This window comes from Clostridium saccharoperbutylacetonicum N1-4(HMT) (assembly GCF_000340885.1).
In the GTDB taxonomy this organism is placed as follows: domain Bacteria; phylum Bacillota; class Clostridia; order Clostridiales; family Clostridiaceae; genus Clostridium; species Clostridium saccharoperbutylacetonicum.
The window spans coordinates 4,224,939-4,250,002 of the sequence record NC_020291.1 but is presented as its reverse complement, the minus strand read 5'-3'; the positions used below and the strand labels follow the sequence as shown (position 1 = coordinate 4,250,002).

Annotated in this window: 22 protein-coding genes; 14 read left to right on the top strand and 8 right to left on the bottom strand. The window is 28.5% G+C overall.

The window, feature by feature from the left end:
- The first annotated feature begins 56 nt into the window (after positions 1-56).
- Both CSPA_RS19040 and CSPA_RS19035 read left to right on the top strand, forming a co-directional pair.
- On the top strand, positions 57-1,193 hold the full coding sequence (locus CSPA_RS19040) for a tetratricopeptide repeat protein (RefSeq protein WP_015393995.1): 1,137 nt from the start codon (positions 57-59) through the stop codon (positions 1,191-1,193).
- 79 nt (positions 1,194-1,272) lie between these two features.
- Positions 1,273-3,279, top strand: coding sequence for a methyl-accepting chemotaxis protein (locus CSPA_RS19035; protein ID WP_015393994.1), 2,007 nt, complete (start codon positions 1,273-1,275; stop codon positions 3,277-3,279).
- 267 nt (positions 3,280-3,546) lie between these two features.
- Here CSPA_RS19035 and CSPA_RS19030 read toward each other — a convergent pair whose 3' ends face one another.
- Positions 3,547-4,413: a LysR family transcriptional regulator gene (locus tag CSPA_RS19030; protein ID WP_015393993.1), complete on the bottom strand. Its 867-nt coding sequence runs from the start codon at positions 4,411-4,413 to the stop codon at positions 3,547-3,549.
- 216 nt (positions 4,414-4,629) lie between these two features.
- Here CSPA_RS19030 and CSPA_RS19025 point away from each other — a divergent pair, with 216 nt between their 5' ends.
- From CSPA_RS19025 to CSPA_RS29255, 9 genes are all read left to right on the top strand, one after another.
- Entirely contained in the window at positions 4,630-6,363 is a 1,734-nt protein-coding gene (locus tag CSPA_RS19025; RefSeq protein WP_015393992.1) for an ABC transporter ATP-binding protein, read from the top strand.
- Complete coding sequence (locus CSPA_RS19020; RefSeq protein WP_015393991.1) at positions 6,364-8,103, top strand: ABC transporter ATP-binding protein; 1,740 nt, start codon at positions 6,364-6,366, stop codon at positions 8,101-8,103. It begins immediately after the preceding gene.
- Between the two features lie 57 nt (positions 8,104-8,160).
- Positions 8,161-9,102: a polysaccharide deacetylase family protein gene (locus CSPA_RS19015; RefSeq protein WP_015393990.1), complete on the top strand. Its 942-nt coding sequence runs from the start codon at positions 8,161-8,163 to the stop codon at positions 9,100-9,102.
- Between the two features lie 183 nt (positions 9,103-9,285).
- Positions 9,286-9,726, top strand: a complete 441-nt coding sequence (locus CSPA_RS19010) for a MarR family winged helix-turn-helix transcriptional regulator (protein ID WP_015393989.1) — start codon at positions 9,286-9,288, stop codon at positions 9,724-9,726.
- A gap of 46 nt (positions 9,727-9,772) precedes the next feature.
- Entirely contained in the window at positions 9,773-11,239 is a 1,467-nt protein-coding gene (locus CSPA_RS19005; RefSeq protein WP_015393988.1) for an MFS transporter, read from the top strand.
- A 364-nt stretch (positions 11,240-11,603) separates the two neighbouring features.
- Positions 11,604-13,640, top strand: a complete 2,037-nt coding sequence (locus CSPA_RS19000) for a histidine kinase N-terminal 7TM domain-containing protein (RefSeq protein WP_241393381.1) — start codon at positions 11,604-11,606, stop codon at positions 13,638-13,640.
- A 547-nt stretch (positions 13,641-14,187) separates the two neighbouring features.
- Positions 14,188-14,412, top strand: coding sequence for a FeoA family protein (locus tag CSPA_RS18995; RefSeq protein WP_015393986.1), 225 nt, complete (start codon positions 14,188-14,190; stop codon positions 14,410-14,412).
- Positions 14,413-14,414: 2 nt separating this feature from the next.
- Positions 14,415-16,457, top strand: a complete 2,043-nt coding sequence (feoB, locus tag CSPA_RS18990) for a ferrous iron transport protein B (protein WP_015393985.1) — start codon at positions 14,415-14,417, stop codon at positions 16,455-16,457.
- 45 nt (positions 16,458-16,502) lie between these two features.
- On the top strand, positions 16,503-16,643 hold the full coding sequence (locus CSPA_RS29255; RefSeq protein WP_015393984.1) for a FeoB-associated Cys-rich membrane protein: 141 nt from the start codon (positions 16,503-16,505) through the stop codon (positions 16,641-16,643).
- A gap of 98 nt (positions 16,644-16,741) precedes the next feature.
- On the opposite strand, the gene CSPA_RS18985 is transcribed toward CSPA_RS29255, so the two are convergent.
- The 6 genes from CSPA_RS18985 to rpsD all read right to left on the bottom strand — a co-directional run bounded on the left by CSPA_RS18985 (position 16,742) and on the right by rpsD (position 21,624).
- Positions 16,742-17,584, bottom strand: a complete 843-nt coding sequence (locus CSPA_RS18985) for a metallophosphoesterase family protein (RefSeq protein WP_015393983.1) — start codon at positions 17,582-17,584, stop codon at positions 16,742-16,744.
- Positions 17,585-17,625: 41 nt separating this feature from the next.
- Positions 17,626-18,033, bottom strand: coding sequence for an RIO2 family protein (locus CSPA_RS18980; RefSeq protein ID WP_015393982.1), 408 nt, complete (start codon positions 18,031-18,033; stop codon positions 17,626-17,628).
- A 225-nt stretch (positions 18,034-18,258) separates the two neighbouring features.
- A complete protein-coding gene (locus CSPA_RS18975) occupies positions 18,259-19,119 on the bottom strand; it encodes a DMT family transporter (protein ID WP_015393981.1) in 861 nt (286 codons plus the stop codon).
- A 578-nt stretch (positions 19,120-19,697) separates the two neighbouring features.
- Positions 19,698-20,114 carry a flavodoxin gene (locus CSPA_RS18970; protein WP_015393980.1) on the bottom strand — a complete coding sequence of 139 codons (417 nt, stop codon included), beginning with the start codon at positions 20,112-20,114 and terminating at the stop codon, positions 19,698-19,700.
- A gap of 104 nt (positions 20,115-20,218) precedes the next feature.
- Positions 20,219-20,929: a hypothetical protein gene (locus tag CSPA_RS18965; RefSeq protein ID WP_015393979.1), complete on the bottom strand. Its 711-nt coding sequence runs from the start codon at positions 20,927-20,929 to the stop codon at positions 20,219-20,221.
- Between the two features lie 95 nt (positions 20,930-21,024).
- On the bottom strand, positions 21,025-21,624 hold the full coding sequence (gene rpsD, locus CSPA_RS18960) for a 30S ribosomal protein S4 (protein ID WP_015393978.1): 600 nt from the start codon (positions 21,622-21,624) through the stop codon (positions 21,025-21,027).
- A 511-nt stretch (positions 21,625-22,135) separates the two neighbouring features.
- Here rpsD and CSPA_RS18955 point away from each other — a divergent pair.
- Positions 22,136-22,426 carry a DUF2325 domain-containing protein gene (locus tag CSPA_RS18955; RefSeq protein ID WP_015393977.1) on the top strand — a complete coding sequence of 97 codons (291 nt, stop codon included), beginning with the start codon at positions 22,136-22,138 and terminating at the stop codon, positions 22,424-22,426.
- 131 nt (positions 22,427-22,557) lie between these two features.
- Here CSPA_RS18955 and CSPA_RS18950 read toward each other — a convergent pair whose 3' ends face one another.
- Complete coding sequence (locus tag CSPA_RS18950) at positions 22,558-22,935, bottom strand: metal-dependent transcriptional regulator (RefSeq protein ID WP_015393976.1); 378 nt, start codon at positions 22,933-22,935, stop codon at positions 22,558-22,560.
- Between the two features lie 305 nt (positions 22,936-23,240).
- On the opposite strand from CSPA_RS18950, the gene CSPA_RS18945 reads away from it, so the two are divergent.
- Entirely contained in the window at positions 23,241-24,017 is a 777-nt protein-coding gene (locus CSPA_RS18945) for an alpha/beta fold hydrolase (RefSeq protein ID WP_341274115.1), read from the top strand.
- A gap of 66 nt (positions 24,018-24,083) precedes the next feature.
- Entirely contained in the window at positions 24,084-25,031 is a 948-nt protein-coding gene (locus CSPA_RS18940; protein WP_015393974.1) for a ketopantoate reductase family protein, read from the top strand.
- Positions 25,032-25,064 lie beyond the last annotated feature (33 nt).

Genomic DNA, 25,064 nt, shown 5'->3' with positions numbered 1-25,064 from the left:
AAGCTAAAATATGAGAAATTTATTGCTACATTAAACTTTTTATGGGAGGGATTTATTTGGTAGATTTTAATTTGGAAATAGAAAAGTTATATCCATTTAATGTTAAGGAGATTGAATTAAGCAAGTATAAAATCGATGAGAATATTAAGAAATCTATTATTCTATATAATGTAGCTTTAGGTGAAATGAAGAAAGGTAATTTTGATCAGGTTATAAGTGATTTAGAAAAAGCTATATCTTATAATAAAGAATTTACAGAGGCTATTAAACTTATGGGCTTATGTTATGTGTGTATGAATGAATATAAAAAAGCAGAAAAACTTTTTAAAAGCCTTAATAAATATGCAGTTTATAATGATTTGGTTAAGGAATATTTACAAAGTTTGTCATCTAAAAAATCAATATATAAAACTTCAACTGTTACAGAAACTGTTGAAGATATGTATAATGTCAGAGGTGATAAAGGTAATGGTTCAGGTAAAAAAATGGCTATAAGTTTAGCAGTTATTATGGTTATTGCCGCGGGAACAGGGATAAGTTATTTACATCCTGAAATTATGCAAGGAATGTTAACAAAATTTAAGGACGTAAGTCAAAGTGAACAGAATAATTCTGAAACTAAAAAGAATGATACTGTTGTATCTAAGGAGCAAACAAGTACAAATTTAATTAATGATAGAGTTTCTGTAGAAAAAAAAGCTGATGATAATGTAAAGACTGAAATTAGTCCAAAGAATGCAGCCAATGCGAACTTGCAAGATGATGCTTATAAAAATGAAACTTTAAATATGCTAAATGATGCTGAAAAAGCTTTAAACTCTGAAAATTATGAGAAAGCTGCAGGAATTTTAGTTGATATGAAAAGTAGAAATCTTGATGATGATACAAAATCTAAGTTTAGTCAGTTAAAGCAAAACTTAAGTCCAAATCCTATGTGGAAAATATATAATGATGGAAACAGTTTATACAAACAAAATAAATATACGGAAGCACTTCCTAAATTGCTAATTTCATATGAATTTGTTCCAGATAAAAAATTACTACCATGGATTACGTATGAAATTGGAATGTGTTATAAAAGCATGAATGATTATGCTAATGCACGTGCATATTTAAATAAAGTTAAGGAAGATTATCCAAAATCCGAATATGTTTACTATGCAAAGGTTAATATAAGTGAGATCGGTAACTAGAAATAAAATGATATTATAACAAATTCATTTAATTATAATTTGTTTATATATAAATTAATGTTAATAAAATGGGGGAAATATGAAAAAAAAAGGTTCAATAAAATTTAAGGTATTAACAATTCCACTGATTGTAGTATTTGTTGTTATAGTAGCTATAACAGCTGTTGCTATAACAATTAGTCAAAAAAGTTTAATGCAGCAGATGCAAACAGATGGTTTGAATTTAGCTAAACAGATTAAATCTCAAGTAGAGATAGACAATGAAGCTATGGATTCCATAAATCAATCTATTTCAGATAAGATTAGAACTACAGGTTCTTTTATCTTAAATAATTCTGATAAAGTTAATAATGAATATTTAACTAATTTAGCAAAACAATTTGAAATAGATGAAATAAATTATTGTGATCCAACTGGTAAAATAATTTATTCTAATCTACCAACAAGTATAGGGGCATCTTTTGATAGCAAGCACATAAGTTATCCTGTATTAAAAGGAGATAAAGATTTTCTTGTAGAGAATATTAGAAAAAGTAAAGAAACCAACGATTATTATAAATATGGTTATGTTTCAAAAAGTGGTTTGGGAATGGTTCAAATTGGAGTAATTGCTAACAAGGTTCAGAAATTAAGCCAAGCTGTTGATGTTCAAGCTTTGGTTGAAAAATTAGCTGAAGATAAAAGTATAGAATATGCTGTATTTATTGATAAAAACTTAACTCAAACTGCAAGTAGCAAAACTAATGAAATAGGTGAAAAAGTTGATGATATTGGAAGTAAAACTGCAGCAGTAGAAGGTAAGGAATATTCATCAATATTTAACTACAATGGAATAAAAGTATATGATGTATTAGTTCCAGTTCACAATGGAAATGATTTAATAGGTGCTATTAATTTAGGACTTTCTATGGAAATAGCGGAGAAGGCTTTTATTAATATGCTTGTTATTATAGTTGGTATTGCAGTTGTAATATTTTTAATATCCATTGTTGTATTATTAAAAATATCAAGGGGAATAATAAATCCATTAAACAAATTAGTTCAAGCTTCAGAAGAAATTGCGCAGGGTGATTTGAGGGATACAATTGAAATTCATAGTAATGATGAGATTGGTGTATTAGCTGATAGCTTTAATGTTATGTCAAATTATTTAAAGAATACATTAAGTACAATAAATCAAGAATCCTTAGATGTTAGTGAAATGGCATCAAGTTTAAATTCAAATGCAGAACAAATGGCTTCTGCTACAAGTGATGTCACAAATGCAATTCAAGATGTATCTCAAGGAGCCACACAACAAGCGTCTGATTTGGTAAATATTTCTAACAATGTTTTAGAATTATCAGATGAATTGGATAATATTCGCAATAAAATCAGCGATGTAAGAGATAGTGCTTCGTTAACACAAGAAAAAGCATACACAGGCAGTGATCAAATGAAGATTTTATTGAAAACAATAGAAGAAGTAAAAGTTTCGTTTGGAGAAGTTACAAAGAAGATTAATAGTCTTAATTTAAGTGTATCCAAGATAGGCAGCATTACTGATATTATAAATGGTATTTCAGAACAAACCAATTTATTAGCTCTAAATGCTGCAATTGAAGCTGCAAGAGCTGGGGAAGCTGGAAGAGGTTTTGCAGTTGTATCTGAGGAAATAAGAAAATTAGCAGAGGAATCAAAGACATCTACAGAAGAAATTAAACAATTAATAGGATCAATTAGTAATGAAACTAAAGATGTTATTGATAATTCTGGGAATGTTACTGATTTAGTTGAAAGACAGTTAGAAAATGTAAATAGTACTTTGGTAGCCCTAAGAGAAATGATGGGAGCAGTAGCAAATATAGGACCTACTGTTGATGTGGTAGATAAATCTTTACAAGTTACAATGAATTCAAAAAATTCAATTGTTGCGACTATAGACAATATCACCGCAGTTTCTGAAGAAACCTCTGCATCTTCTGAAGAAATAGCTGCCTCTTCGGAAGAAGTATTAGCTAGTTCAGAAGAAGTGTCAAAGTATGCAAGAGACTTAGAACATGTTGCAAAAAATTTAAATGAAGAAATAAATAAGTTTAAAATTTAGTTATATAATTTATTAAAAAGCAGAAACTCTAACTTAAATTAAAATTAGAGTTTCTGCTTTTTATATCCATACTTATCAATGCTCAATTGTCCATTATCAATTATCAAAATAGGAAATCCTTTAGAGATTTTTTATTCTCGAGGAATTTATAATGCAGTAAAATCTGTGGATAATATATGAAAAGGCATGTGTATAAGAAAAGAATAAAAAACAAATCAAATTCACCTGTGATTTTTTTATTTTGAGATATACAATAGTGATTAGAAGTTATGTATCTAAAAATAAGTTTAGAAAATTCTTTCCTGCTGTTGATAAATACCCAGTCTTAGGCCATATAATAGCTATTTGAGTTGATAATTCTTTTGATATAATTTCCTTAACAATTATATCAGATGATCCTATTAATTTTATCGCAGATTTAGGGACAATAGCCACTCCAAGTCCAGAATTTGCCCAAAGCAATGAAGTTCTTGCATCATCATTTTTACAATATACCGTTGGCTGAAAATTATAGTTTTCACATGCCTTTGATATTAGATTTTCAAATCTTCTATAAAAAATTAGTGGTTTATCTTTTAATTCGACAATTTCGATAGTATTTTTATCAGTCCAGCACAAATCTCTTGACATGGCTGCAACCATAGGTTCCTTTTGTAATAAAATTGAGTTTAAACCAAAATTATTAAAAGGAGTTCTTACGATTGCAATTTCGATTACTCCATTAGTCAATAATTCCAATAACTCAAAAGTATTTCCTTCATGAATTTCAAAATTTATAAATGGATATTTATCATGAAAAGTACTAAGTCGATTATCTAAAAGTGATGCACCAGAGGAGGATACAGTACCAATAGACAAAGTACCTTGAGTCCCTTGGACAAAATCTCTTAATTCATCTTCAGCTGATTTTGTTAAAGATAGTATTTGTTTAGCTCGTTTGTATAGTAAATGGCCTGCATCAGTTAATTTAATATTTCGGCTCCCTCTTTCAACGAGTTTTACTCCTAATTCATCCTCGAGAGATTTCAATTGATAGCTTAAAGGAGGTTGTGCTATATGTAGTTTTTTAGCAGCACCTGTTATCTGACCTTCTTCAGCAATTGTGTAGAAATATTTTAATTGTTTAATATCCATTCCTTAACCTCCTAATATATTGCAATTATCAATGATCAATGAAGGTTGATTTCCTTTGGAAATCTTTATATCTTGAATGATTCTTTTTGCGATATATATAAAAATTGTATGATACACATATATATTATGTATTTTTTATATGGATATCTTTTTGATATAATGATAAAGGAAAGTTGAAAAATATTCAAGAATATATTAAAGAATGGAGGAAAACCCTTGAATAATTTATTGAAATTCGTAAAACCTTATAAAAAGCAAGTTATTTTAGGACCAATATTTAAACTGCTTGAGGCAGTTTTTGAAATATCTATACCTACAATAATGATTCTTATAACTGATAAAGGTATAGGAACAAAAAATATTAACTACATATTTGAGATAGGATTAATAATGCTTTTGATGGCAATCTTAGGAGTATTATCATCTTTTACATGTCAATATTTCTCTTCCTTTGCATCACAAGGCTTTGGAACAATTCTTAGAAATGAGATGTTTAAAAAGATAGGAACTTTTTCCTACAATGAAATTGATGCTTTTGGAACACCATCACTTATTAATCGTGTTACAAATGATGTTAATCAACTTCAACTTGGACTAGCTATGGTTATAAGACTTGCTATAAGAGTTCCTTTTCTTTGTATTGGTGGAATAGTAATGGCAATGTATCTTGATATTAAATTATCATTAATAATGTATTTATCAATACCATTCTTTGCTTTTGCAATATATCTTATTATGAATAAGTCTCTTCCACTATATAAAGTAGTTCAAAAGAAACTAGATAAGCTAGCTCTTATATTAAGAGAAAATTTATCTGGAGTAAGGGTTATAAGAGCTTTCTCTAGAGTTGAAGGTGAAAAAGTTAGATTTAAAGAATCAAATGAAGAGCTTGCAAGTACTGCAATTAAAGTAGGGAAAATATCTGCCCTTATGAATCCAGTTACAAGTATAATAATGAATTTTGCACTTATGGCTGTAATTTGGTTTGGAGGAATAAGGGTAAACATAGGTGGAATGACAACAGGAAAAGTTATAGCTTATATAAATTACATAAACATGGTTTTATCTGCACTTATAGTATTGGCAAATCTTATAGTTACCTTTACTAAAGCAGCAGCTAGTGCAGCACGTGTAAATGAAATATTTAATACTGATTCAAGTATTAAATATGAAGGAAGCAGTGAATTTAATAAAGTTACTGATGAAGCTATTCCAGTACTTAAATTTGACAATGTATCTTTTGCCTATAAAGGATCTAAAGAAGATGCTATAAGTAATATTTCTTTTGAAATAAAAAGAGGTCAAACGGTTGGAATAATAGGTGGTACAGGATCTGGAAAAACTACTTTAGTTAATTTGATTCCAAGGTTATATGATACAACTAAAGGTAGTATTTTAATTAATGGAGTTAACGTAAGAGATTACTACAAAAAAGAACTAGATGAAAATGTAGGCCTAGTTCCACAAAAAGCAATTTTATTTTCAGGAACAGTAACAGAAAATATAAGATGGGGAAATGAAACAGCGGATATGAGTGAAGTTAAAAAAGCTGCTGAAATTGGGATGGCTGCAGATTTTGTGGAGAAAATGCCTGAGAAGTATGAAACACATATTTCCCAAGGAGGAGTTAATTTTTCTGGTGGACAAAAACAAAGACTTACTATAGCAAGAGCTTTAGTAAAGAAGCCTGAAATATTAATAATGGATGACAGTTTAAGTGCATTAGATTATGCAACTGATGCGGCACTTAGAAAAGCACTTAGAGAAAATACAGAAGACATGACTGTAATTATGGTTACTCAAAGAATCAGTACAATAAAAGATGCTGATTTAATAATAGTTCTAGACGATGGAAATTTAGCAGGTGTTGGAACTCATGAAGAATTGCTTAAAGAGTCAGACGTATATAAAGAGATATGTAGTTCTCAAATTACAAAGGAGGCTATGTAAATGAAGAAAAGTACATTTTCTAGATTGATTGGTTATGTTTCAAAATATAAAGGATACATGTTTGCATCATTGATATTTGCTTTAATAAGTAATGTACTTATTGCATTTATGCCATTGATAGTTGGAAAAGCTATTGATTATATAGTAACTAAAGGTGAAGTAGATTTTGATGGATTAATAAGAACAATTATAACCCTTGGTGTGATTTATGTTATAAGTGCACTATTTACATGGTTATTTACTATAGTTGCTAACATTGTAGCGTATAACACAGTAAAGGATCTTAGAAATGAGGCATTAGGTAAGATAAGTATTCTTCCATTAAAGTATTTTGATAAAAATCCACATGGGGATATTATAAGTAGGCTAACAAATGACATGGATAATGTTTCAGATGGTTTATTTCAAGGAATTACGCAATTTTATCCAGGTATTATAACAATAATAAGTTCACTTGTTTTAATGTTAAGCTTAAGTTTTAAATTAACTATAGTCATAGTATTAATGACACCATTATGTTTTCTTATAGCTTCTTTTATTACTAAGAGATCAAACAAAATGTTTAAAGAACAGCAAAAAACTTTGGGAGAATTAAATGGCTATATAGAAGAAATAGTAGGAAATCAAAAGGTAGTAAGACTATTTGGTTATGAAGAAAGAGCAGAAGAAAATTTTTCTGGAATCAATGCAAGACTTTATAAGTGTGGTCAACTTGCGCAATTTTATTCATCCCTTACAAATCCAGCAACAAGATTTGTAAATAATGTTACATATATTTTAGTTGGTCTTATTGGAGGAATACTTTCAGTTTTAAGTGGATTAAGTGTTGGTGTTATTTCAAGTTTTTTAACTTATTCAACTCAATTTTCACAACCAATAAACAATATTACAAGTGTAGCTACTCAGCTTCAAGCAGCTATTGCATCTTGTGAAAGAATATTTTCTATTATAGATGAAGTGCCTGAAAAAGCAGATTCTGATAATGCTGAAAAAATAGAAAGCTGTGAAGGAAATGTAAAATTTGAAAATGTGTCATTTTCTTATGATAAAAAAGTATCACTTATAGAGGATTTTAGTGTAGATATAAAAAAAGGAAGTACAATAGCAATCGTAGGCCCAACTGGAGCGGGGAAAACCACAATGGTAAACTTGCTTATGAGATTTTATGATTTGGACAAAGGTAGAATTACTGTAGATGGTAATAGTGTTAATGACTTAACAAGAAATAATCTTAGAAGTCAGTTTGGTATGGTGCTTCAGGATACTTGGTTATTTGAAGGGACTATAAGAGATAATATAGCTTATGGTAAACCAAATGCATCTTTAGAAGAAGTAGAAAATGCAGCTAAAGCAGCCTTTATACATAGTTTTATAAAAAGACTTCCAGATGGTTATGATACTATGATAACAGAATCTGGAGGAAATCTTTCAGAAGGACAAAAGCAGCTTTTAACTATAGCTAGAGTAATGCTTATAGACCCACCAATGCTTATATTGGATGAAGCAACAAGTAATGTAGATACAAGAACTGAACTGAAAATACAAAATGCTTTTCTTTCAATGATGAAGGGTCGTACAAGTTTTGTTATAGCACATAGACTTTCAACTATACGTGATGCTGATGTAATTCTCGTTATGAAAAATGGTAAAATCGTTGAAAGAGGAAATCATGATGAGCTTGTAAACAAAGGTGGAATTTATACAGATCTATATAATAGTCAGTTTAAGCATCAAATGTAATAGGAAATACAACCAAAGTTTTCTTTTAGTAAATTGAAATAAATACGAGGTAGAGAAATGAGATTAAACCATAGTAACAATAAAGATAAAAGGAAAGATGCAAAGAAAATGAAAAGAGTTATATTGTTTGTTTCAGTTATATTAGTTTTGATTTTAGTGAGTGGATTTGCAGCGCATAAATTCTCTTTAAATGTGAAAACAGTCCAAGCTATTGATTCGGCACAAAATAAAGATTCTAAAGAAAATACTCAAGATAAAGAGGAAACTAATAGCTCTGTAGATAAAGAAAGTGATACTAATGTTGAAAATGCTGCATACTTAGAAAAGTATATAGAGCAGCAAGTTAAAGGGCAAAAACCCACTGGAGCTGATGGTAAAAAAGTTGCATATTTAACATTTGATGACGGCCCATCAGAAACAGTTACGCCTCAAATATTAGACATACTTAAATCTGAAAATGTAAATGCAACATTTTTTCTTATAGGAAAATATGTAGATAAAAATGATGAAAGTAAAAATTTAGTGAAGAGAGAAATAGCAGAAGGAAATTCAATTGGAATACACTCTTATTCACACGATTATAATTATTTATTTCCAAATGGAAAAATAAACTTAGAAAATTGTATGTCTGATTTTGAAAAGACAGATAAAACCTTAAAAAATGTTTTAGGTCAGGATTTTTCAACGAGAGCCATTCGATTTCCTGGTGGACAAATAACTTGGGCTAAAAAAGATCCTCAAGGAGCAGATGCTGTTGACAAAGCATTACATGAAAAAGATTGGCATCAAATAGATTGGAATGCATTATCTGGTGATGCAGAAGCTGGGCACAAAAATGCAGCTGCATTAACAGAGGAAGCTATAAAAACTATAGGAAATAGAGAAAAAGCTGTAATTTTAATGCATGACACTTATGGAAAAGAAGAAACGGCAAAAGCTTTGCCAGGGATAATTGAATATTTAAAGAAACAAGGATATGAATTTAAAATTATTAAGTAATTAAATTTGAGGTTATCTAGATTTTATAGATAGCCTCTTTCTATTTTACAGACAATTATTTAACTTAAGAAAACTGGGTAATTTAAGAAATAAAGAAGTTTTAAAGTTATCAAGAAAAGGTTGACTAGTCAACCTTAAATGAATATAATATAGTTGATTAGTCAACTAATAGGAGGAGAAAAGGTGGAAAAAGAATCTATTCATTTTATAGCGCTAAATAGTAAGATTTTTAGAAATACACAAATCTTTTTAGATAAAGTCTTGAAAAATTACAATTTAAGTAGTGGATCACTTCCATATATATTTAATTTAGAAAAAAATGAGGGGATTACTCAAAATAAATTAAGTAAAGAAATAGGAAATGATAAGGCAATGTCAGCTAGAACCATTACAAAACTTATTGAGTTAGAATTTGTATATAAGAAACAAGATGAAAAAGATGGAAGAGCATATAACTTATATTTGACAGAAAAAGCTAAGGAGCTTATACCAAAAATTCGCAAAGATATTAGAGCAGTAGTTGATATAGTAACAGAAGATTTAACAGAAGAAGAGAAGTTTACAACTACAGAATCCTTAAAGAAGATTTTAGATAGAACACAGAAGTTAAGGGAAGAAGTGTAGCGCATTTTATATGAAGTTTACTACTATTTTAAGTGGAGGAATAATAATGAATATAAATATAAATGAAAAAAAATTTGCAGAAAATGAATTAATAGAAGGAAAAAGTACAAGTAGATGGACAATCTTGTTTATAGTTTTAATGTCAACCTTTATGTCAACTTTAGATGGGAGTATTGTAAATGTTGCATTGCCTAAAATGGCAACTGCTTTAAAGGTCACAACTGCAAGTATTCAATTGGTGGTAACAAGTTATTTAATAATCATTGCTGGTACGGTATTAATTTTTGGAAAACTAGGTGATATGTTTGGAAAATCAAAAATGTTTAAATTTGGAGTTGGATTATTTACTTTAGGGTCTTTATTTTGTGGAATAACAAATTCCTTTCCTATTTTGATTATAGCAAGAGTTGTACAAGCTATAGGAGCTGCTGGTACTATGGCTAATAATCAAGGAATTATTACTGAAACTTTTCCTCAAAATGAAAGAGGTAAAGCCTTAGGGTTTTTAGGGACTTCTGTAGCTTTAGGTTCTTTAGTTGGACCAGGGATTGGAGGTTTTATAGTTGGAGCATTTAGTTGGGAATTTATATTTTTAATAAATGTACCAATTGGAATAATAGCATTGTTTTTTGCTCGAAAATTATTACCAAAAGATAAGAAAAGAATTCAAGGAAAGCTTGATGGAGTTGGGGCAGCATTATTTATGCTTACAGTAGTTCCACTTTTCTTATCATTAGAAGAGGGTTTATCCCTTGGTTTCACAAATTCAATAATTTTATTAGGTTTTACTGTTGCAATTATTTCATTTATCTTATTTATTATTGTAGAAAAGAAAAAAGAAAATCCATTGCTACAATTAGAAATTTTCAGTAATAAATTATTCTCCTTAAGTATATTTTGTGCCTTCATAACTTTTATAGCAATATTTTGTAATAACATTATTTTGCCTTTTTATCTTCAAGATGTAATGAATTATTCGCCACAGAATGCTGGTTTAATACTTATGGTTAATCCTTTAATTTTAATTGTAGCATCACCTGCAAGTGGAGCTTTATCAGATAAAATTGGGTCAGAAGTTTTAACATTCATAGGATTAATGCTTGTTAGTTTGGGATTATTCCTAATGTCTACTTTTAATGTGGATTCATCCTTTCTAACTATGATAATATTTATTGCAGTTATGTCAATGGGGATGGGATTATTCCAACCACCTAATAATTCTTTAATAATGTCAACAGTGCCAAAAGACAAGCTTGGTATTGCGGGTAGTATAAATGCACTTGTGAGAAATATAGGAATGGTATGCGGGATAGCTTTGGCTACAACACTTTTATATAGTATGATGAGCTATGTAATTGGATATCGCGTTACAGATTATGTACCAGGGAGAAATGATGCCTTTGTATATGGAATGCGCGCAGTATATATAGCAGCAGGAGTAATAAGTTTAATTGGAGCTTTTTTGACACTGTTAAGATTGATTAATAGAAAGAAATCTAGAGAGACTAAATAAATATTTAAAAAGAATTCTATTAAAAGTTTGTAAGATATCATAAAAATTAAGAAGTATTTTGGATTATTATTATTTTGGCGTGATTTGTTAGAATTTTGTTAGAATACTTTGATAAAATTATATTAAGGAATGTATAATATTATATTTCTTTTGGGAAAATGGAATAGGGCTTGATAGTATTTATGAAAATGAGTATCTTAAAATGATTTTTAATTATCTTAAGATACTCATTTTGCTTTAGTTATGTTTTGGAAGGAATTTTTTTAAGTGGATGCTTATACACTTATTGTTTCATATTTACAATCATGTGTTATAATAGCTACATGAGGTGAGATTGTTGAACTTGAACTTCTTTTTATGTTTATTGTTATTAATATCGGCATGTGTGCTGATTTATATAGGAAACTATGCATGGAAGAGAGATAAAAGATATGTAACTTTATCTTTGGTACCTATCATTATATATTCATTTGGATATGGAATTGAAATCCTTTGTACAAGCTTAGAATGGGTAATGTTTTTTGTTAAAATTGAATATCTTGGTATAGCGTTTTTGCCTGCAGTTTGGTTATTGTTTGTGCTTCAATTTCTAGGATATAAGGATAAAATTAATAAATATATTTTAAGATTATTATATGTTATACCAATTATAATATTAATAATGGTTTATACAAATGATTTTCATCATCTATTTTACAAAGAAGTATATATGAATAATGATGGCCTTTTTCCTATTGTGGAGCTGGTAAAAGGGCCTTGGTATTGGGTGAATATTGTTTATACATATATGTCAATGTCAATTGGTTTGGTAATTTTTATAGTAACTTATTTTAAAGTTGTTTCAATTATAAGAAAGCAGATACTTTTTTTAATATTAGCTTGGATAATCCCTTGGATTTCTGATATCTTTTATTTATTACATCTGTTGCAATTTAATATAGATTTATGTCCACTTGCATTTTCAGTTTCAGGTATGATTTCAAGTTTTGCTATATTCAAATTTAAATTATTAAAGTTAACACCAATAGCGTTAGAGAAAGTATTTTATAATATGTCAGATGGAGTTATAATATTAGATTATGAAGATAACATAATTAATTTCAATAATTCATCCAAAGAAATTATTTTAGAATTAATGGATATAGAACCTGGAGATAAAAAGGTTTATGAAATATTAATGAATTATAGAGAAATATTGAATGCATTAAATAATGGATCTAGCGAAGATTGTTTAGTACGTATAGAAAATGATGAAGACTTAAAGTATTATAAGCTTAACATTAATAATATATATGGAAATGCTAATGAAATAATTGGACGAATTTTAATTTTAAATGATGTTACTGAAATTGAACTTCAAAGAAAAGAATTATCTGATAATCTCGATTTAATAAATAAATTATCAAAGTTAAAGGAAACTATGTTGAACATAGGATATTCAATTAATGAAACTTCTAATATTAATGATTTACTTCAATTAATCTTAAATGGAGTTATAAATTGTATTGATGAAAAAAGTTGTGGATCTATTTTACTTTTAGATGAAAATAATAACTTAAGAATAGCTGTTTCAAAAGGGTATAATTTAGAAGAAGCTGAAGGATTTTCAGTTAAGCTTGAAGATCATTTCGGTCATTTTAGTGGAGGAGAGGATATAGACAAAACAGTTATTATTAATGATATACACAAAATAGAAGGTAGGGAGATACTGGATACTGAGGATGGAGCAATGATAAAATCTGCTATAAGTGCTCCAATCATCATAGAGGGTGAACTTTATGGTTTTTTAAATATAGATAGCATATGTAGAAACTTCTTTAAGGAAACAGAATTAGAATTAATGGAATATATGCGAGCTCAGGTATCTATAGCAATAGCTAAGCATAAACTTTACGAACAGACTATATATTTATCTAGATATGATAAGTTAACTAATGTATATAATAGAAGTTATTTTGACCAATTAATTCGCAATTTCATTGAGAGTGAAGAAAACAAAGAATGTGTGCTAGTGGTATTTGATTTAAATGAATTAAAATTTACAAATGATAATTATGGACATCATGTTGGTGATGAATTAATCAGAACTTTTTCAAGGGAATTAATAAAATTACTTGGAGATTTTGATATATTAGGGAGATTTGGTGGAGATGAATTTGTAGGAGTATTTACTAATGAAACAATTCAAACATTAACTGAAAAATTAGAGTGGTTATGTAAAGAATTCAGAAATACTCCAATAATATATGAAGATAATAAAATTGTTTGTAGTTATAGCTATGGTATGGTTAATTTCCCACAGCAAGGAAAGGGATTTAAAGAATTGTTAAAAATTGCTGATAAGAAAATGTATGAATATAAAAGAAAAATTAAAAAATTTAATCATATAAAATTAAATTAAAAATTAAGAACTATACTATAGATACACAATGCAAGAATTATACTTATGCAAAACTTACCGAAATCAGACACATTTATCTTCCACAGGACTAGTGAAATTTTCGCTGGATGGGTTCTAAGTGTAAGGTTGCGCCCATTTCTGCATGTTCCTAAAGTGAATTTATGACAAGCAGAAAGTGGAACAACCTTCCACTAATAACCATCACAGCTCAATTTCACATGACTGCTTCCAGAAAAATGTATCTGATTTCTAGTGTAGTGTTACGATTATAATTTCTCAATGATGCATGTATATTCCATTTATAAGTTTAATTTTTAATTTGGACATCTATAAATAAAGACTGAAAGTATAATCAAACTTTCAGCGTTTTTTGATGTGGTTTTAATGAAGAACTTTAATGTGTAATAGATTCATTATTATAGTTAATATTTTACAATAGATAACGATTATCACTCACTATTGAAGTGAAAACTCATTTAGTGTAATATATATATTGAGAACTAAATATATATGTGAGAGACTTTACAAGCTTAGAGAAGGTGATTTTATGAATTTACTTAATGGAGTTATAGGAAATGAATATATAGTTTTAAATATAAATGTTGATGAAAATATAGGCAGGAGGCTTCAAGCTCTTGGATTAACAAATGGAACAAGAGTAAAAATACTAAATAATAAGAAAAGTGGTTCAATTATATTTAAAGTTAGAGGAACAAGATTAGCTATAGGAAAGAAAATAGCAGAAGGCATTTTAGTCAGCGAGGAGGAATAGACGTGGAGAAATCATTAAATGTTGCCTTTGTGGGAAATCCCAATTGTGGAAAAACAACTTTGTTTAATGCTTATACAGGAGCAAAGCTTAAAGTCGCAAACTGGCCAGGTGTTAGTGTTGAAAAAAAAGAAGGCAGTTATAAATATCAGGGGAATGATTTTAAATTAGTAGATTTGCCTGGAATATATAGTTTGACCTCTTATTCAATGGAAGAAAAGGTATCTAGACAATATATCTTAGATGATGAAGTAGATGTTGTTGTTGACATAGCAGATGCATCAAGTTTAGAACGTAATTTATATTTAACACTTCAATTAATAGAACTTGGAAAGCCTGTCGTGCTAGCTTTAAATATGATGGACATAGTAGAGCAAAGAGGCATGGAGATTGACCTTCACAGACTTCCAGAAATGCTAGGAATTCCTGTGGTGCCTGTATCTGCAAGGAAGAAAAAAGGACTAGACATATTAATGCATGCAGTAGTTCATCATAAAGATAAAAAGCTGGACAATCTAGAGCATGAGCATAAAAATAATAAGATGAGTAAACATAAACATGATCATCATCAAGAATGTGTAGTTGTTTATAGTGATGAAATTGAAGAAAAAATTGATCTTGTATCTGAACGATTAGAAAACACATATGGAGTAATAAATAATGTTAGATGGCATGCAATTAAATTATTAGAAATGGATATTGAAATACAAGAAAAATATCCAGTTGATTTATCAGATATTATTGATAGAAATTATGAAGCAGACATTACTAATCAAAAATATGATTTTATTGAAGAAATTATTGAAGAAGTTTTAGTTAATAAAGATGAAAAAGCTGAAGCAACTGATAAGATTGATAGTGTATTAACTAACAGATATTTCGGCATACCTGTATTTTTAATTATAATGGCCTTAGTATTTTTCTTCACTTTTACTATAGGTGACTTCTTAAAAGGTGGTTTTGAAGTAGGATTAGATGCGTTTTCAGAAACAACAAAAACTTTACTGGAAAGTTTAAATGTTGGTGCTACTTTAACATCATTAATAGTAGATGGTATTATTGCTGGAGTTGGAGGAATATTAACTTTTTTACCTAATATTTTTATTCTTTTCTTAGCTTTAGGGTTTTTAGAGGACAGTGGATATATGGCAAGAGTTGCTTATGTTATGGATGGACTTATGGGTAAGATGGGGTTATCAGGAAGGGCATTTATACCGATGATATTAGGATATGGATGTACAGTTCCAGCAGTGATGGCAGCACGTACCCTTGAAGATGAAAAAGATAGATTAAAGACTATTCTTATAACACCATTTATGTCGTGTAGTGCTAGGTTACCTATATACGTTTTATTTTCAGAAGTGTTCTTTCCAAATTATGCAATGGCAGTTGCTTTTTCAATGTATGTAATTGGACTAGTTGTTGCAATTTTAGTGGCTATTATTGCAGGGAAAATAGGATATAAGAAAGAAGTTAATACCTTGTTAATAGAACTTCCAGAATATAAAGCTCCTAATGCAAGAACAATAGCAATATATGTTTGGGAAAAGGTTAAAGATTATTTATCAAAAGCAGGAACAACAATTTTTGTAGCTTCAATTTTTATGTGGTTTATTTTAAATTTCAATTTTACTGGAATGGTAGAAGATATCTCTCAAAGTTTTGGTGCAAGCATAGGAAGAGGATTGGTGCCGGTATTAAAGCCAGCAGGTCTTGGAATGTGGCAAATAGTTGTAGCACTTATATCTGGAATAGCTGCTAAAGAAGTTGTTGTATCAAGCTTTACAGTATTATTCAGTGTTTCTAATATAACATCAGTAGCTGGAATGGCAGCTATGGCTGGAAGTCTTGGAGAATATGGATTTGGACCACTTAATGCATACTCACTTATGATATTTTGTCTACTATATACGCCTTGTATGGCCACAATTGCAACGGTTAAGAAAGAAACAAATTCATGGAAATTTACAATATTTATGATCTTATTCCAATTGGCTGTAGCATGGGGAATGTCAACACTAGTATTCCAAATTGGATCTTTATTTTAGGAAAATAATAATTATTTTAAATAAGATTTTAGGAGAGTGATAGAGATGACAACTTACATAATTTTGGCACTTATAGGTGCATATGTTGGATATGTTTTATATAAAAAATACAAAGATATAAAAAAAGGAAAGTTTTGTAATTGTGGCTGTGATAGCTGTGATTCTAAGAAGAAATGTCATAAATAAAGTTGTATAGAAAAAATGAAGGAATACAGGTTAATTGCCCTAAAGTTCCTTCATTTTTTTATAAAATGTAAAATAATATTAAGTATATTTTAATGGCTTTATTTATCCACTTTAAATTTATCAATAAGTTCTCCTTTTGAACTTATTGCATATACTTCAATACCTCTAATAGTAATATCAATGACAACAAAATGGAATTTGGCAATAGGGGCTATTACAATTCCATTTTTATCTTTAAACTTATCTTTAAGTTTTTCTCCACAGCCACCTGTTATAACTTGATAAATGCTCTTCCCATAGTTTATTTCACGCCTCGAATAATTATGTTCATGGCCTGAAAATACAATATCTATATTATTGTCATTAACTAACTTCCAAAAAGCATCTCTATGTTCTGGAAAACTGTCGAGACAATTGCCATAATGTGCACCGGTAGGAAAAGCAGGAGAATGAACAAATACAATCTTATTTTTTATATCCGCTGAAGCAGCTTCTCTAAACCATAAAAGTTGTTTCTTTGAAATTTTGTGTATCTCATTAAAGTGAAAAGAGTTTAATATTATAAGTCTGGTGTCCTCAAAATCAACATGGTATACTGTCTTGTTATAATCTCTAAGTTCAGAATCAGGCAACATATCCTTGTAAAATATGCTGAAAATTTTTTCGAAGCTATCGTCTTCAGGTTCATTATTGACCTCATGATTTCCAAGCACCGGTATTAAAGGAGTTCTTGGATAATATTTTTCTATTAAACTTCTTAAGTTTTGAAGTTGGTTAGTTACTTCCTTTTCTTTTTTGCTGCCAGCAATGTTATCGCCACCTAATATAATATAATCAACATTAGGAATTAATTTACAAGATTCAATTAGAAGTTTTGATAATACTTTTCTATTAATACCATTGTCTTTACCTTTTGAATCATTTAAAACTAAAAATCTCATTTTTATATCACCACCAAAAGCCAAAATTATTTATTAAGTGTTCAACCTTTCTTTTTATATTTTTTCTTAGAATAATTTATCCATTGAATATATAATTCCGGTCTGTTATCTTTTAAAAAATTAAAAAATTCTTCTTTGTATCCAATATCCTCTAAACCACTAATAAGTAAATTTGGTATTGTTGATCTTTTTTTCATTGCTTTGGCTGTATCTATGAGCTTTAGTTCAACAGAAGGTAATACTATAATATGAAAAATTGCAGCATCTTGTCTTAAATATCCTACCTTAACCATAGAATCATATAGCTTAATAATTTTGCTTGAGATTTGACCAGTAAGCTTTTTTGTCAGCAAATATTCATTTAATTCAACTCCATTAATGTATTCTCTGATGATGTACTTTTCTCCAAATTCATAGAGCCTAGGGAAATGTTCATCTTTTTGAGCCATTATTAGTGAGTTTACTTCATTATTGCAATCTTTCTTTTTTTTAAAGATTTTTATACACTTTTGAGAGTTTATTTTATATACCTTACCTTGAGTACCCTTGCCTATAAGTTCTAAACCTTTTATATTCAGCTTGATGCTTATCGCCTGTTTCGAAAATAATCCAATATCATACTATGCTTAGGATAGTATTTCTGTAACAGGAAATGTTGTATAAAGATTTAAATTTTATTTTTTGTTGAATATAAACATATATAAAGAAGCAAAAAATATCACAATATATCCAATGAAGCTTAGAATGTCTGGAAGGATTCCAAATAAGCATAAGCTAATTAAGGCCGAAAAAATTATATTTGTATAATCAAAAATAGAAATTTCTCTGGCTGGAGCGTATTTATAGGCAAAAGTTATACCAAATTGACCAAGACTGGCAGAGATGCCAGCACCAATAAGGAAGAAAAATTGAAGTAAGGTCATTGGTTCGTATGATAACAGCATTAAAGGGAATGTTATTATGCTTGAAAAAAATGAAAAATAGAACACTATGGTATTAGGGGCTTCTTTACCACTTAATGCTCTCACACAAGTATAGGCACCAGCAGCTGCTATACCTCCTAATGCGCCGATTAGAGAAGGTATTATCTCTAAATTAAAAGCAGGTTTAATTATAAATAGTGCTCCTATGAAGGCAATTATTATTGATATAATTTGTTTTGAATTAATTTTTTCATTTAGAAATAACCATGAAAATATTATAACAAAGAAAGGACTAAGCTTATTTAACATATTTGCATCAGATAAAACTAACCTATCAATTGAATAAAAATTGAAAATAATTCCAACGGTTCCTAAAGTGGATCTGATAATTAAAAGTTTTTGATTTTCTTTTTTGCCAAAAAAGCTAGTTGAATTTTTTAATATAAGTCCAAAAGCAACGATTAATGAAACAGCATTCCTAAAAAAGGTTTTTTGAAAAGAAGGAAGGTCCCCAGATAGCTTAATAAATGCTGACATCATAGCAAAGCCAAATGCGGATAATATTATAAAAATTATTCCTTTTGTTTTATTGTCTAATTTACTAAAATTCATTTTAATCTCCTTAAAATTTTAAAGTGTGCCTAAAATATAATTAAATTTTTATTAGATTTTAATTAATCAAATAAGAATATATAGAAGCTTAAAAATAATATATCATATACTATAATCGATGTAAAAGAAAGTCATTGTCGTTTAAGAGTAGGAGATAATAAATGGAAATAAAACAAATAGAGCATTTTGCTTTTTAAACTCTAGATAAAAAGACTTTCTTAAAATAAATATAATACAACGAATGTTGATGAAATTTATATAAATTCATCCCATTGTATTAAATTTTATTTTTAGAAAGTCCTGATATATTATAATTTTATGGATAATATATATTTTATTTTTAGTTATTAGGAGCCTGTCTGTATTCATGCGTTAAGTTTTTCAGGGTGTGCAAACTGAAAATACAATTTGGTTAATCACGCAAATAGGTATAAAATATACAATTCATATTAACAAATTATATGATATAGGGAGCTATGTGTATTCATTGTTAATATAGCCATAAAATATTTAACCAATTAAGTTATAGTAAACTAGGTTTAATAAGTTAACATGTTAAGATTATTTTGTAGTTAACTTTATGCAAGTGCTATTTTTTTTCCAAAATCTAAACACTCTTGTTCATTGCCATCAGGCTCATTTTGAATTATTAATGGGGTATCTATTATAGAACAACCATATCCAATCATTCTTTCTTCAAAATCTCTCATCCATTGACCATCACCCCAGCCATAAGAACCAAAAAGTGCAACTTTTTTACCTGACACTTTAGATGAAATTTCATCTATAAAAGGATCAAATTCAGATTCCTCAAGTACCTCATCACCCATAGCTGAACAACCTAAAACAAGTATTTCATCTTTTAAAAGTTCATCAACATTTACATCTGAAACAGATGTGACTTCAGCGTTTTTGCCAGCTTCTACAATTCCGTTTTTTATTAGTTCAGCCATTTTTTCAGTATTACCTGTTCCTGACCAATATATTATTTTCATTAAAGTATCACTCCTTTGGTTAATTAAATAATTATGAAAATCATTCTCAATAAGATACTACAACTAATATACAATTTTGTCAAGTATTAGTTCTTGAAAATATTTTAAAATAAAATTGGCATATGAGTATTTAATATATCAATGAACTTTTTATTTAGTAAAGGTTCCGTCAGAACATTGTTACAAGTAAATTTAAGAGTATCTAAGCTCATAGAAAGCTCTTCGGTTATGAACTCATCATACTCAGACCAACCAATTGAATTCTTTACAAAGTCGAAGACATCAGAAGGTGAATCAAATACTTTTAAAAATATTTTTTGATCAAAATCTTTATCCCATTCATTATTAAATTTTTCACAAAATGACTTCAAAGCTATATTTAGCAGCTTTTCATCAAATAGCCATAAATTGTTTAAGAAGTCGTAAGAATTATTTATAGAATTAATCATATTTAAATCAATATCTTTAGTATATTCAAGGACTTCACTAACAACTGTTGGATATGGTGATAGTGGTATATAAAAATCAAGGGATTTGCGATCAAACCAAGTAAAAAAGGCTGTAGGAAGGAAAACATGCTCTAAAAAGCCTAATAGTTTATAAACAGATGGATAAACAGCAAAACCAAAGTGTACTATGTTTTTTTCATTATCTAGGATTCCAGTATAAATTATTTTTGACTTTTTAGTTATGCATTCATTTTCAAAATAACCTTCCCATAAATTATCATTTCTAAGAATTTTATGTTCCCAGAAATAATGATGCTTATATGGATTCTTACAAATATTTTTTTCACTTTTTATATTGAATTTCAAATTCGTAATACCTCCTTTTAATATTGATTAATCATAAAGATAACTAAATATTTGAAAATCAAATATTTAGTTATCTTTTAAGAGTAATTTAATTATTAACTTAATCTTGAATAGTATTCTACAACCAAGGAATCATTTATTTCAATAGGTACTTCATTTCTAAGAGGATATCTTAGAAGAGTGCCTGAAAAATCATTTTCACTTTTGTCTAAATATGGATATTTATTTAAGTAATTAGATAAAAAATTATTTTTAAATAATTCATTTTTTTGTGATTTTTCTCTTAAAGTAATTACATCTCCAATACTTACATTAAAGGAAGGTATATTTACTTTGCTGTCATTTACTAAAAAATGTCCATGCACAACCATTTGGCGTGCTCCAGCTAATGAATTGGCAAATCCAAGTCTGTACACTATATTATCAAGTCTACATTCTAATCTTTTAATTAGAGAATAGCCAGTTTGCTCCTTATCTTTAAGAGATTTTTTCACATAAGTTGAGAATTGTCTTTCCATTACTCCGTAATATGCTCTTAAACGTTGTTTTTCTAATAATTGTATACCGTAAGAAGAAAGTTTTTTAGCATTTCTTGCACTGCCATTGTTTGATCTCTTCATTGCATTAGGATGTCCTATAACGTTTAATCCTAATCTTCTACATAATTTAAATCTCGGTGTTCTCATTTTTGCCATAATAATTATCATCTCCATACAGAAATTTGCCGCGATAAAATTAAGCCTGAAAATAATATAGCATAAAACAAATAAAATGTAAATGAAAATCGTTATCAATAATGCTGTTATATAAATTAATAGATATTATTCAATTTCAAGTGTTTAAAGTTCTTTTTATAACACTAGACAATTTGTGTAAAATGTATTAAACTGATATTGGTTAGTTCAAACTAACCAATATCAGTTTAATTTGAATATTTTCAAAGATTAATTAGTTCTGATATAATTGTAAAAATTCTAACAGTAATAAATATAGTTATAGGAATTATAGAAAGAAATTAGAGTATTATATTATTGGGTTAGTTAAAACTAACTTAATGAAAATATAAAGTAGGAACAATAGAGGAAGAGTTAAAATATTTTAGTTGTTATGGCAAAACATATTAACTAGATAATCGTTAACATTAAAAGAATACACATAATGAATTTAGTTTAGAAAATTTTTATTATAAAAAAGGAGAGATGATAAATGAGTATTGTTATAATTGGTGGACATGATCGAATGGTATGTGAGTACAAAAGAATATGTAAAAATTATAATTGTAAAGCAAAAATATTTACGCAAATGCCTAACAATTTAGGTAAACAAATAGGAAAACCCGATTTACTAGTCCTGTTTACAAATACTGTATCTCATAAAATGATACAATGTGCTTTAGCTAATTTAGATTCAAATAAAGCAGAACTTATTCGATGTCATCAGAGTAGTGGTACTGCATTGAAAAAAATATTAGATTGTAAATTTAGTAATAGTAAATAGTATAAAAGATGTTAGGAAGGAACTTTTGAAATATAGAATTTTAGATAGTTTTATGTCAATAAAGCAGAGCATGTATATAAAATATAACTCATTATAAGGGATAACCACAATTATAAAAAAATAATTGTGGGTTAATTTTTGAATATATTTTTTTCTACATACTTTTTTATTGCTTCAAAACTTTCGGCACTTATAACATGTTCAATTCTACAGGCATCTTCAGTAGCAATCTGGGCATTTACTCCAAGAGATTCTAACAAACTAGATAGTAAAGTGTGTCTTTCATAGACCATACTTGCTATTTTTTTCCCCTCTTTAGTTAGAGAAATGTGACCTTCATCTGTTATAATTATGTATTCCTTTTCGCGGAGATTCTTCATAGCAACACTCACACTAGATTTCTTAAAATTGAGTTCATTAGCAACATCAACAGAACGAACAGCAGGCAAGTTTTTGCTTAATATTAAAATAGTTTCTAAATAATTTTCGGCTGATTCATTTACATTCATATTACAAACCTTCCTTCTATAAACTTTAAGCAGTTAAGTTCAATGATTATCGACGTAAGTATATCATAATATATAGTCAACATCAAATATTATAGTCTTCTAGGGTAAGAATTTTTGCTAAAAAATTAGTATTAGAAAAGTTTTAATTTGGTAGCTAAATATATATCTTAGAGTTTGTAATAAAAAATAACAGAAGTATAATTGTATGGGGTTAAAAATGACTAGCTGATTTTAATTTTATATTCTTTGTTAGTTGATTTAATAATATAGATAGGAGCATGCCTAAATTTTAAATAATAGAGAAGGTGATACTTTTGAAAGTATATGAATTTGGAAATGATGAAAACTTGGCTATTATGTTATTGCCTGGAACCTGCTGTCATTGGAAAAATAATTTTTCTCGGGTAATAGATTTGTTAGCAGAAGATTTTTTTGTTGTATGTGTATCCTATGATGGTTTTGACGAAACAGAAAAAACAGAGTTTCGTGATATGCTCACTGAAGTAGCAAAAATTGAAGATTATATTAAGCAAAGATTTAATGGGAAAATACATGCTGTATATGGGTGCTCTTTAGGAGGTTCTTTCGTAGGTTTGATGGTGCAACGAAAAAAAATTCATATGGAACATGGAATTTTAGGCAGCTCAGATTTGGATCAAGCTACAAGACTAATTGCTGTAGTTCAAACAAATCTTATTGTTTTATTATTTTATGGGATATTGCATTGTGGAAGAATTCCTAGATTCCTTAGAAAATATATGCTAAAAAAGTGTGGAGAAGAGTATACAAAAAATGTACTTTATATGATGGGTTTAGGTGGTGTTGATATGTCCTTTGTTACTAAAAAGAGTATGAAAAATCAATTTTATACTGATCTTATAACAAAACTAGAGGACAATATTGAAGTACCAAATACAACAATTCATTGCTTGTATGCTGCTAAAATGGGAGAACAATATAAAAATAGATATGAGCAGCATTTTATTAGACCTCATATTATCCAACATGGTTTATTACATGAAGAACTTCTTTTATGTGAGCCAAATAAATGGATTGAGATTGTTAAACATTGCATATTATAAAATTGTATATTGAAGCTGTCGATTAGGTGTGTATTTAGTGAAAATTTATTAAGGGGATGAAGGTTAATGAAAATATTAATATATGGAGCAGGTGTCGTAGGGTCTTATGCGGCTCATGAATTAAAAAGGGTAGGTCATGAGGTTACAATTCTTGCAAGAGGCAAAAGATATGAAGAACTAAAAGAAAAAGGCTTAGGAATTAGGCATTGGCTACAAAGAAAAACAACAGTAGATAAAATTAATATAGTAAAAGAGTTACTGATAGATGAGCAATATGATGTGACTTTTGTAGTCATGCAGAACTTGCAAGTAAAAGAGGTATTGCCAGCAATCAGCGCCAATGTTAGATGTCCTTTATTTGTGTTTGTTGGCAATGAAGATAAAGCAAAAGAAATAAGTGAGGAAATTAGAAAAACATCGACAAGTAATCCTAGGATACTTTTTGGTTTTTTTAGTATCGGTGGAAGACGTGAAGAGAGTAAAGTGATTAGTGTACATACAAAATATCCGGATTTTGATATTGGGGATTTAGATGGGAAGAATGATTATAGAACTATTATAGAAAAAATATTTATGGAAACAAGGTTTAAAGTGCATTATCACAAAAATATGGATGATTTTTTTAAGACACATATAGCATTGATTATGCCGCTTGCATATTTAGCATATATGTCAAATTGTGATTTGAAAAAAATAGCATGGAATAAAAAGGCTTTAAATACTGTTATTGATGCAATATTAGAAGGCTGTGATGTATTAGTTAAGTTAGGATATAAAATTGATCCTGAAAATACTTTGAAACTGCTAAAAAATCACAGAAAAATAGTTTATTATGGATTAAAGATATGTGCACTAACACCTGTTGGCAGGCTTGCAATAAGTGATCATTGTAAATCAGCATATTATGAAATGGAATATTTAGATAGAGCACTTTTAGGATTGATTAAAAAATCAAATATGTCAACACCAAATATAAGTATCCTCAGAGAATATCTTATTAGATATGAACATTAAAAGAATATTCATAACTACTTAAAATTAACTTGT

Excerpts from the sequence above, each read along its gene's own strand:
- CSPA_RS19035 (WP_015393994.1), top strand. The coding sequence starts at position 1,273 with ATGAAAAAAAAAGGTTCAATAAAATTTAAGGTATTAACAATTCCACTG.
- CSPA_RS19030 (WP_015393993.1), bottom strand. The coding sequence starts at position 4,413 with ATGGATATTAAACAATTAAAATATTTCTACACAATTGCTGAAGAAGGT.
- CSPA_RS19020 (WP_015393991.1), top strand. The coding sequence starts at position 6,364 with ATGAAGAAAAGTACATTTTCTAGATTGATTGGTTATGTTTCAAAATAT.
- CSPA_RS19015 (WP_015393990.1), top strand. The coding sequence starts at position 8,161 with ATGAGATTAAACCATAGTAACAATAAAGATAAAAGGAAAGATGCAAAG.
- CSPA_RS19005 (WP_015393988.1), top strand. The coding sequence starts at position 9,773 with ATGAATATAAATATAAATGAAAAAAAATTTGCAGAAAATGAATTAATA.
- CSPA_RS18995 (WP_015393986.1), top strand. The coding sequence starts at position 14,188 with ATGAATTTACTTAATGGAGTTATAGGAAATGAATATATAGTTTTAAAT.
- CSPA_RS29255 (WP_015393984.1), top strand. The coding sequence starts at position 16,503 with ATGACAACTTACATAATTTTGGCACTTATAGGTGCATATGTTGGATAT.
- CSPA_RS18985 (WP_015393983.1), bottom strand. The coding sequence starts at position 17,584 with ATGAGATTTTTAGTTTTAAATGATTCAAAAGGTAAAGACAATGGTATT.
- CSPA_RS18980 (WP_015393982.1), bottom strand. The coding sequence starts at position 18,033 with ATGGCTCAAAAAGATGAACATTTCCCTAGGCTCTATGAATTTGGAGAA.
- CSPA_RS18975 (WP_015393981.1), bottom strand. The coding sequence starts at position 19,119 with ATGAATTTTAGTAAATTAGACAATAAAACAAAAGGAATAATTTTTATA.
- CSPA_RS18970 (WP_015393980.1), bottom strand. The coding sequence starts at position 20,114 with ATGAAAATAATATATTGGTCAGGAACAGGTAATACTGAAAAAATGGCT.
- rpsD (WP_015393978.1), bottom strand. The coding sequence starts at position 21,624 with ATGGCAAAAATGAGAACACCGAGATTTAAATTATGTAGAAGATTAGGA.
- CSPA_RS18955 (WP_015393977.1), top strand. The coding sequence starts at position 22,136 with ATGAGTATTGTTATAATTGGTGGACATGATCGAATGGTATGTGAGTAC.
- CSPA_RS18950 (WP_015393976.1), bottom strand. The coding sequence starts at position 22,935 with ATGAATGTAAATGAATCAGCCGAAAATTATTTAGAAACTATTTTAATA.
- CSPA_RS18940 (WP_015393974.1), top strand. The coding sequence starts at position 24,084 with ATGAAAATATTAATATATGGAGCAGGTGTCGTAGGGTCTTATGCGGCT.